We start from the raw sequence: 9,241 nt of genomic DNA, 5'->3' as shown, positions 1-9,241 counted from the left end.
AACAACCACACAGACCTACAGCTTCCACGCCGAAATCACACTCTTCGAGAAAGGACTTGCCTCCCGCTCACGGCGCTAAACGCAACGGCGTTGTCCTTGTTGTAGTGGCCTCGCGAGTGGCGGAAAGCCACTACATCCAGGATCGAGCACGACCTTGACCGGCGCGGGCTGCCGGCGGAGCGCGGGCGCGGGGCCTACGCACGGGGAGCGCGGGCTGCCGGCCGGGCGCGGGCGCGGGGCCTGCGCGCGGGGAGCGCGGGCCGGAGGCGTCGAGCGGGGCCGCACGGGTAAGTACCTACGGGTCCATGGACCGCTGATCCTCCTCGGGACCGAGGGCAGGACGGCCACCCCTTTCTACCGTGGATTGCAGACGCGGCGCACCGCCGCAGAGTGGGAGTACGACGATGAGTCGCAAACTGGTTCGGCCCCGCCAGGGGCGCATGCTCGCCGGTGTCTGCGCCGGCCTCGGTCAGCGGTTCGGCATGTCCGCCGGGATGGTCCGGCTGCTGTTCCTGCTGTCACTGCTGCTGCCCGGCACCCAGGTGATCGTCTACCTGATCCTCTGGATCCTCATGCCGAACGAGGACCGCTACCTCGCCTCCACCGGCCACTGACCACCCCCGCACAGCACAGCGCAGCGCAGTCTGGAGGCCACCACGTCGACGATGTGGTGGCCTCCGGTCACCCCGCTCCTGGACATGGCGCGAATCTCGGGCGGGCACGAATCGCTGGTGGCGCGCGATCGAGTGGCAGCGCGCGGCCCCGCGGTAGCGCACAGCCCCGCGGTGACGCACAGCCCAGCGGTAGCGCGCGGCCCAGCAGTGACGCACAACCCGGCGGTAGCGCACGACCCGGCGGTGACGCACAGCCCAGCGGTGACGCACAGCCCAGCGGTAGCGCGCGGCCCCGCGGTAGCGCACGACCCGGCGGTGACGCACAGCCCGGCGGTGGTGCTGGTAGCCCGCGCGAAAGTCGCGGCGGTGGTGGTCGGTCCGGCGGGCGGGCGCAACCAGCGGCACAACCCGGACTCGCCGCAAGTCATGCCCCGCAGAAACCTGACCGCAGGGCGTGACCGCGTCGGCGTCACGCGCCCAACCGGCCCTCCACTCCGAGATCTTGGACAGTTTCCGTTAGCTGCTGACGGAAACTGTCCAAGATCTGCTCATACCGCAGCCAGAGGATGGCGCGGACCCGACAAATCGCCCTGGCCGACGCCGACGAGCGGCGTGCACGGGTAATTGCCGACCTGCCAGCGGGACGGAGGACGAGCACGGCGCGGAGGCAGCCACAGCAACGCGGCCCGGGCCGGTGCGGGCACCGAGCAGCGAGCAGCGAGGAGCAGGCGGCGAGCGGCAAGCAGCAGGCGGCGAGCGGCAAGCGGCGAGCACCAGGCGGCGGGCTCCAGGCAGCAGGCGCCAGGCGCCAGGCAGCGAGCAGCAGGCAGCAAGCGGCAAGCGGCAAGCGGCAAGCAGCAGGCGGCGGGCGGCGGGCTCCAGGCAGCGGGCGGCGGGCGGCGGGCAGCGGGCAGCGGGCAGCGGGCGACGGGCGACGGGCGACGGGCCAGTGAAAACGCCCGCCCCGACGGTGGTCGGGGCGGGCGCGGCTGCAGTTTTGGAGCGCCGGGCACCGGATTCCGGCACCGAAGCCCCGAGCGTGGAGATGCCGGACCGCCAGGCGCCGAGGGGCCGGATCACCGAGCACGGAGGTGCCGGGGCGTCCGAGCGCCGCAGCGACCTACTGCCGAAGCGTCGAGCGTCAGGGGGCCGTGTAGGTGACCGTGACCTGCTGGTAGCCCAGCGAGCGCAGCAGCCCCTGCAGCATCTTGCGGGTGTTCTCCTCGGCGCGGGCGGAGAGCCCGCTGTCCCGGGCGGCGGCGGTGATCCGTTCCTCGGCCAGTTGGTAGACCTGCTGCTGGCGGTTGGGGTCGTTGCCGACCAGGTCGCCGAGCCGGTTGAGCAGGCCGCGCTGCTCGGCGAAGACGTAGCTCTTCTCCATGTCGAGGTTGGTCTCGCCGAGCTGCGGCGCGGGCAGCTTGATCTCGACCGACTTGCCGTCGGCGGACTGCACGATCGCACCCTCACCGATCTTGGTGAAGTCGACGTACGCCTCGACGCTGCCGGCCCCGACGAACAGGGTGCGTTCGTTGAGCAGGAAGTCCGGGACGTTGCGCCGGTCGTTCTGGGTGTCGACCACGACCTGGAAGTTGCCTTCGGCGGCCACGTAGCGGCTGAGATCCTGGATCGACTTCAGCAGCGGCGGCTGGCTGCGGTCGGTCTGCTCCTTGGTGAACGGGTTACGGAAATCGGGCAGGAAGCCGGTCGCCTGCACGCCGAGCAGCACCACCACGGCCAGCGCGGCGGCACCGAGCAGGAGGAGCAGCCCACGGGCCGCACCCCCACCCCCGCCGGCCGGAGGACCATCGGTGCCACCCGGCCCGCCCGGAGTCGGGTCGGGTGTCGCGGCCGAGCGCTCCTTGAGGTCGTCGCCGGTCGGGTAACCGGGGAACTCCCTCGTGGGCTCGTTGATGCCAGCGTCGCGGGCCATCACACTCACCGTCCTCGTCAGACACGTCGTCTGTCAATGACGGTACGGCCCCGGTACGACAGCCGCGCGGCGAGCGGCCGGAATGCGTAAACGGGCAGGTCAGGCGAACGCGGAGAGCCCGGTGAGCCGCTGCCCGACGACGAGCTGGTGGATCTCGGACGTGCCCTCGTACGTCAGGACGCTCTCCAGGTTGTTCGCGTGCCGCATCACCGGGTACTCCCCGGAGACGCCGTTGGCGCCGAGGATGGTGCGGCACTGCCGGGCGATGGCCAGGGCCTCCCGCACGTTGTTCAGCTTGCCCACGCTGACCTGCTCGGGGCGGAGCCGGCCGCCGTCGGCGAGCCGGCCGAGGTGCAGCGCGAGCAGTTGGCCCTTGACCAGTTCGACGGCCATGTCGGCGAGCTTGGCCTGGGTGAGTTGGAATCCGGCCAGCGGCCGACCGAACTGGGTACGGCTGGTGGCGTACGCCAGGGTGGTCTCCAGGCAGTCCCGTGCCGCGCCGAGTGAGCCCCAGACGATGCCGTACCGGGCCTCGGTCAGGCAGCTCAGCGGCGCCTTGAGCCCGACCGCCTCGGGCAGTTGGGCGTCGCCGGGGAGCCGGACGTCGTCGAGCACGATCTCGCCGGTCACCGACGCGCGCAGGGACATCTTGCGGCCGATCTCGCGGGCCGTGACGCCGGGCGTGTCCATGGGTACGGCGAAACCGCTGACGCCCTCGTCGGTGCGTGCCCAGATGACGGCCACGTCGGCGATCGGCGCGTTGGTGATCCACATCTTGGCGCCGGTGAGCACCCAGTCGTCGCCGTCGCGGCGGGCCCGGGTGGTCATGGACGCCGGGTCGGAGCCGTGGTCGGGTTCGGTGAGGCCGAAGCAGCCGATCGCCTCGCCGGTCGCCATCGCCGGCAGCCAGCGTTGCTTCTGCTCCTCGCTGCCGTAGCGCCAGATGGCGTACATCGCCAGTGAGCCCTGCACCGAGACCAGCGAGCGGAGCCCGGAGTCACCGGCCTCCAGCTCCTGGCAGGCCAGCCCGTACGCGACGGCGGAGGCGCCGGCGCAGCCGTAGCCGGTCAGGTGCATGCCGAGCAGACCGAGTTTGCCGAACTCGCGGGCCAGCTCGCGGGCCGGCACGCGACCCTCCTCGTACCACTCGGCGACGTGTGGGCGGACCCGGTCGTCGACGAGCTGGCGGACGACGTCGCGGATCTGCCGCTCCTCCTCGCTGAGCGACGGGTCCAGGTCGAGCAGATCGAGGGCAGTCATGCCGTCACCTTAACGAAGCCTCAGCTCACGCCGTTCAGTCGATCGGTCCCGAGAGCACCAGCACACGGGCGTGGATCTGGTTGCGCTGTTGCAGGGCGGCACGCAGGGCGCGGTGCAGCCCGTCCTCCAGGTAGAGCCCACCGTTCCACTGGACCACGTGCGGAAAGAGGTCGCCGTAGAAGGTCGAGTCCTCGGCGAGGAGCTTGTCGAGCGCCAGCTCGCGCTTGGTGGTGATCAACTGGTCCAGGCGCAGCGGACGGGGCGGAATCTCCGCCCACTGCTTGAGCGTCAGGTTGTGCTCCGGATAGGGACGCCCGTCCCGGACCGCTCTGAAGATCACGACGGCACGCTCCCCTCCCCGTGGCCGGGCCGACCGACGACACCGAGCCGGGCCGCGGCGGGCACCGCGCGGCGCGGCACCGATGACCGTGCCAGCCTAGCCGTCCAGCGCACGCGACGTTCTGCTCCCTGATGTCAGTTTCGCTACCGCTCGCCCGATCCTCAACTCCGACGAACGGGACGCGCCACTCAACTCCACCGCCCGCGCCGCACCACCTCGTCCATTTCGCGCCGCCCTCGGCGCAGCGATGGTGACCGATGGTCCGGCGCACGGTAACCGATTGTGACGGCACCGATGGGGTGGTACTCCTCCGGCACGCCGAACGCGCCCCGGTACGCGCCCAGCCGCTGCGGCGGAATCCCGAAAAAGCACGCCCCCAGCCCCTCGTCCACGGCGGTGAGCAGCATCAGGAGCGCGGCGAAGCCGGTGTCCACGTACCAGTAGGGCACCGGCCAGCGGTCGGTCGACCGGTCGGTCCAACCCTTGTCCGGCTCGGCGTACCGCCGCAGGTAGGCCGACTCGTTGGCGTGCGGCACCACGATGAGCGGCGCCCTGCGCATCCCCGCCAGCCAGCGCTCGCGCCCGCCACCCTCCGGCGTGGTGGCGGCCCAGAACCGCTCCCGGTCGGCCGGCTCCTCCAGCACGAGGAAGCCCCAGCCCTGGGCAAACCCGGCCGAGGGGGCGCGGACGGCGTGGTCGAGCAGCCGATCCACCACGTCGGGCGGGACGGGACGGTCCGGGTCGTAGTTGCGCACCATCCGCCGTCGGCGGACGACCTCGGCGAACTCCATCAGGCCCCGGGACGGATGCCCCAGGCACCCCGCCAGGTCGTGCCGGGCTTGAGCGTGAGCAGGTCCTTGCCCGAGCGGAACGCGTCCGGCGGGCAGGTCATCGGCTCGATCGCCACCGAGCGCCGGTGCCGCTCGCCGGTGAGCGCGTCCCCGGTGAACACCTGCCACCAGCCGAACTCCGCGTCCGCCCAGATGCTCACCCCCGACGAGGAGTCCGGCGCGGCCAGGCTCACCGAGGAACCGCCGTCGGCGTCCCGGACCACCTCGCCGAAGCAGAGGTCCAACTCCACGCCGCCGATCCGACGCGGGCTGGTCCAGTCGTACTCGGTGCCGGCCACCGGGGTCGCCCCGACCGGGAGCAGCCGACCGTCCACCAGCACACGGGTACGCGCCGGCAGCCGCATGACCAGGTCGTCCACCGCAACACCCGGCAGTTGCAGGTACGGGTGCACCGAGAAGCCGAACGGGGCCACCTCGGCGCCGATGTTGGTCACCTCGTGCTCGGCGCGCAGACCGTCCGCGCCGACGCTCCACCGGCTGACCAGTCGCAGCGGCCACGGGTAGCCGGGCTGCGGCGGCAGGTCGTAGCCGACCGTCACCGCATCCGCGGACTGCTCCAGCAGCCGCCACGGCACCCAGTTGACCAGCCCGTGGATGGCGACGTGCCGCTCCGGCTCGGTCAGCGCGAGCTGGTGCGTCCGGTCCGCGAACGGGTAGCGACCGTCGCGGATCCGGTTCGGCCAGGGCGCGAGCACCTGCCCGGCGCAGCCGGGGCACACCTCGTCGGTCTGGTACCCGTCGACCAGGTCGACACCCTCGTGCCGGTACGTCCGCAGCCCGCCGCCCACCTCCACGATGACTGCCTCGTGGCCCGCGGCGGCGATGGTCCACTGTGCGCCGGAGAAGGGGCGCTGGTCGGGGCTTTCCATGTCGGCGACCCTAACCGGTCACGGCCGGTCGCCGCTCGACGCCGTCGTGGCCCGGTAGCGCAGCAGCGCCGGGAAGGCGACCGCGAGCACCACCACGAGCACCGCCGAGGCGAGCCCACCGGCGACCCAGGCCACCCCGCCGCCGAACCCGGCGGCCATGGTGCCGGCCCGCAGGTCACCCAGGCGCGGACCGCCGGCCACCACCACCGTGTTGACGCCCTGGAGCCGACCGCGCATCCGGTCCGGCGCGTACACCAGCAGCATGGACTGGCGCAGTACGGCGCTGACCAGGTCGGCGGCGCCGGCCACGGCGAGCAGTAGGACCATCAGCCAGAGCTGGTGGGCCAACCCGGCCGCGGCGATCGCCAGGCCCCAGCCGACCACCGCGACCACCAGGCCGACCCCCTGCCGGCGGAGGCGACCGATCCAGCCGGAGGTCAGCCCGCCGATCATCGAGCCGATCGCGATGGCGCTGTAGAGCAGGCCGACCGCGCCACCGCCGCCGAACCGCTCCTGGGCGATCTCCGGGAACAGCGCCCTCGGCATGGCCAGGATCATCGCGATCAGGTCCACGCCGAAGGAGAGCAGCAGCACCGGCGTGGTGGCGAGGTACCGGAATCCGTCGATCACACTGGCCAGGCCGGCACGTCGGGCCTGGCCGTCGGCGGTCGGCTCGGGCGGGAGCGAGGGGAGGCGCAGCGCGGCCCAGAGCATGGCGGTGAACAGCACCGCGTCCAACCCGTACGCGATCGGCAGGACCACCGTGGTGTCCGGCGAGGCGGAGAGGATCAGACCGGCGGCGAGCGGGCCGGCGACCGAGGCGGCGGTGAAGGTCGTGTAGTTCAGGGTGGTGGCGGACGCCACCAGGTCGTCCGGCACCAGCCTGGGCAGCATGGCGCTGCGGGCCGGCGAGGTGATCGCGAAGGCCACCGACTGCACCGCCATCAACGCCAGCAACAGCACCGGGCTGCCCACGTTCAGCAGCGCCTGGACCAGCAACCCGAGGGTGGATGCCCAGAGCAACAATGAGCCGCCGAGCAGCACCGCACGGCGGTCGCGGGCGTCGGCGACCGCGCCACCCCAGAGCCCGAAGACCAGCAGGGGTACGAAGGCAGCCACACCCAGCAGACCGACCCAGAACGAGTCCCGGGTCAGGGCGTACATCTCCACCGGCACCGCCACGGCGGTGAACTGGAAGCCGAACATCGCCACGGTGTTGCCGAGCCACAATCGCCGGTACGCCGGAACCCGCAGCGGACGGACGTCGATCGCCCAGCGGCGCGCTCCGCGCGGCCGGGCCTCCTGCACACCCGTCACGGCGCCAGCCGCTCGACGGTCCAGTCGCTTCCGTCGACGCGACGGAACCGCAGGCGGTCGTGCAGCCGACCCGCCCGCCCCTGCCAGAACTCCACCGAGTCCGGCCGGACCCGCAGACCACCCCAGTGCGGCGGGGGCGGGATGACCGTCGCGTCGGCGAACCGCTCGGCCACCTCCCGATAGCGGTCCTCCAGCGCGGCCCGGTCCGGCACCACCTGCGACTGCGGGCTGGCCCAGGCGCCCAGCTGCGAGCCACGTGGCCGGCTCGCGAAGTACGACTCGGTCACCGCCCGCTCGACCGGGGCGATCGACCCGGCGACCACCACCTGCCGCTGCATGGGAAACCACGGAAATACCAGGCTGGCGTACGGGTTGGCGGACGCCTCGACGCCCTTGCGCGAGAGGTGGTTGGTGAAGAAGACGAAGCCCTCGGGGTCGTACCCCTTGAGCAGCACCGTCCGGCCGCTGGGCCGGCCGGCGGCGTCGGCGGTGCCCACCACCATCGCGTTCGGCTCGGGCAGCCCGAAGGCCACCGCGTCGGCGAACCAGCTGTCGAACTGGCGGTGCCAGTCGGCGGCCAGGTCAGCTTCGGTCAGGCCCAGGTCCGCGGCGTACTCGTTACGCATCGCGGCCGGGGCGGGTGTGTCGCCCGTCACGTCCCCACTCCTTCTCGGCGGCCCGACATGCACCCTTCCGCGCTGGCCAGTCCGCATCGCCCAGTCTCACCGAGTGGCGCGGAGAATGCGCGTCCTCAGATGTCGTGTGCAGCACAGTCGCAGCGGGTCGCATATCCGGTTACGCAGCAGGCAAGATGTTCCGAACACATCCCTGAGGGTCGCCTAAGGCGCTCGGCCGACCGGGCCGGCTCAGCTGATCAGGCGCACCGACCAGATCCAGGAGAGCGACATGGCCGATTTCAAACCCGGTCTGGAGGGCGTCGTAGCCTTCGAGACCGAGATCGCCGAACCCGACCGCGAGGGTGGCGCGCTGCGCTATCGCGGGGTCGACATCGAGGATCTGATCGGCCAGGTCTCGTTCGGCAACGTGTGGGCGCTGCTGGTCGACGGCCGGTTCGGGCCGGGCCTGCCGCCGGCGGAGCCGTTCCCGGTGCCGGTGCACTCCGGCGACATCCGGGTCGACGTGCAGTCGGCGGTCGCGATGCTGGCGCCGTACTGGGGGCTCAGCCAGCTGTTGGACATCTCCGACGAGCAGGCCCGTGAGGACCTCGCCCGGGTGTCGGTGACCGCGCTCTCCTTCGTCGCGCAGTCCGCCCGCGGCCTCGGCCTGCCGGCGGTGCCGCAGAAGGAGATCGACAAGGCGCAGACCATCGTCGAGCGGTTTATGAAGCGCTGGCGGGGTGAGCCGGACCCGCGGCACGTCAAGGCCGTCGACGCGTACTTCATCTCGGCCGCCGAGCACGGCCTGAACGCCTCCACCTTCACCGCGCGCATCGTCGCCTCCACCGGGGCCGACGCGGCGGCCTGCATCTCGTCGGGCATCGGCGCCCTCTCCGGGCCGCTGCACGGCGGCGCACCGTCCCGCGTGCTCAGCATGTTGGAGGCCGTGGAGCGCAGCGGCGACGCGGAGGGCTACGTCAAGGGTGTCCTGGACCGCGGCGAGCGGCTGATGGGCTTCGGCCACCGGGTCTACCGTGCCGAGGACCCGCGCGCCCGCGTGCTCCGGCGCACGGCCAAGGAGCTGGGCGCGCCGCGCTTCGAGATCGCCGAGGCGCTGGAGAAGGCCGCCCTCGCCGAGCTTCAGGCCCGCCGCCCGGACCGGGTGCTGGCCACCAACGTCGAGTTCTGGTCGGCCGTGGTGCTGGACTTCGCCGAGGTGCCGGCGCACATGTTCACCTCGATGTTCACCTGCGCCCGGATGGGCGGCTGGAGCGCGCACATCCTGGAGCAGAAGCGTCTGCAGCGGCTGGTCCGCCCGTCCGCCCGGTACGTCGGCCCGAACACCCGCAAGCCGTCCGACGTCGAGGGCTGGGCCGCCATCCCGCACGGCGTCTGAGCTGCCCGGAAGCCGGAGCTGCCCGGAGGGCCCCCGCACCAGCCGCG

Annotated in this window: 9 protein-coding genes; 2 read left to right on the top strand and 7 right to left on the bottom strand. The window is 72.2% G+C overall.

Features of this window, described 5'->3' with window-relative positions; genetic code table 11:
* Positions 1 to 404 precede the first annotated feature (404 nt).
* On the top strand, positions 405 to 614 hold the full coding sequence (locus tag ABZU46_RS29230; RefSeq protein WP_007454856.1) for a PspC domain-containing protein: 210 nt from the start codon (positions 405 to 407) through the stop codon (positions 612 to 614).
* Between the two features lie 1,141 nt (positions 615 to 1,755).
* Here the strand turns inward: ABZU46_RS29230 and ABZU46_RS29225 are convergent.
* The 7 genes from ABZU46_RS29225 to pdxH form a co-directional block, all read right to left on the bottom strand.
* Positions 1,756 to 2,544 (bottom strand): DUF4230 domain-containing protein, encoded by a 789-nt coding sequence (locus ABZU46_RS29225; RefSeq protein WP_354862786.1) that lies wholly within the window; start codon positions 2,542 to 2,544, stop codon positions 1,756 to 1,758.
* A 99-nt stretch (positions 2,545 to 2,643) separates the two neighbouring features.
* The gene (locus ABZU46_RS29220; RefSeq protein WP_354862785.1) at positions 2,644 to 3,804 is read right to left on the bottom strand and encodes an acyl-CoA dehydrogenase family protein; all 1,161 of its coding nucleotides are present in this window, start codon (positions 3,802 to 3,804) and stop codon (positions 2,644 to 2,646) included.
* 34 nt (positions 3,805 to 3,838) lie between these two features.
* Entirely contained in the window at positions 3,839 to 4,144 is a 306-nt protein-coding gene (locus ABZU46_RS29215; RefSeq protein WP_354862783.1) for a type II toxin-antitoxin system VapB family antitoxin, read from the bottom strand.
* A 188-nt stretch (positions 4,145 to 4,332) separates the two neighbouring features.
* A complete protein-coding gene (locus ABZU46_RS29210; RefSeq protein ID WP_354862781.1) occupies positions 4,333 to 4,935 on the bottom strand; it encodes a nitroreductase family protein in 603 nt (200 codons plus the stop codon).
* On the bottom strand, positions 4,935 to 5,864 hold the full coding sequence (locus tag ABZU46_RS29205; protein ID WP_354862780.1) for an aldose 1-epimerase family protein: 930 nt from the start codon (positions 5,862 to 5,864) through the stop codon (positions 4,935 to 4,937). Before ABZU46_RS29205 ends, ABZU46_RS29210 begins: the two co-directional genes overlap by 1 nt.
* An 18-nt stretch (positions 5,865 to 5,882) precedes the next feature.
* On the bottom strand, positions 5,883 to 7,181 hold the full coding sequence (locus ABZU46_RS29200; RefSeq protein ID WP_354862778.1) for an MFS transporter: 1,299 nt from the start codon (positions 7,179 to 7,181) through the stop codon (positions 5,883 to 5,885).
* Entirely contained in the window at positions 7,178 to 7,894 is a 717-nt protein-coding gene (pdxH, locus tag ABZU46_RS29195) for a pyridoxamine 5'-phosphate oxidase (protein ID WP_354862776.1), read from the bottom strand. The genes ABZU46_RS29200 and pdxH overlap by 4 nt, the downstream gene beginning before the upstream one ends.
* Positions 7,895 to 8,087: 193 nt before the next feature.
* Between pdxH and ABZU46_RS29190 the strand changes: the two genes are divergently transcribed.
* A complete protein-coding gene (locus ABZU46_RS29190) occupies positions 8,088 to 9,194 on the top strand; it encodes a citrate synthase 2 (RefSeq protein ID WP_354862774.1) in 1,107 nt (368 codons plus the stop codon).
* The last annotated feature ends 47 nt before the right edge of the window (positions 9,195 to 9,241 follow it).

Source organism: Micromonospora sp. NPDC005197 (assembly GCF_040608295.1).
GTDB lineage: Bacteria > Actinomycetota > Actinomycetes > Mycobacteriales > Micromonosporaceae > Micromonospora.
Note: the sequence above shows the minus strand (reverse complement) of the source record. Positions and strands in the feature narration are given on the sequence as shown.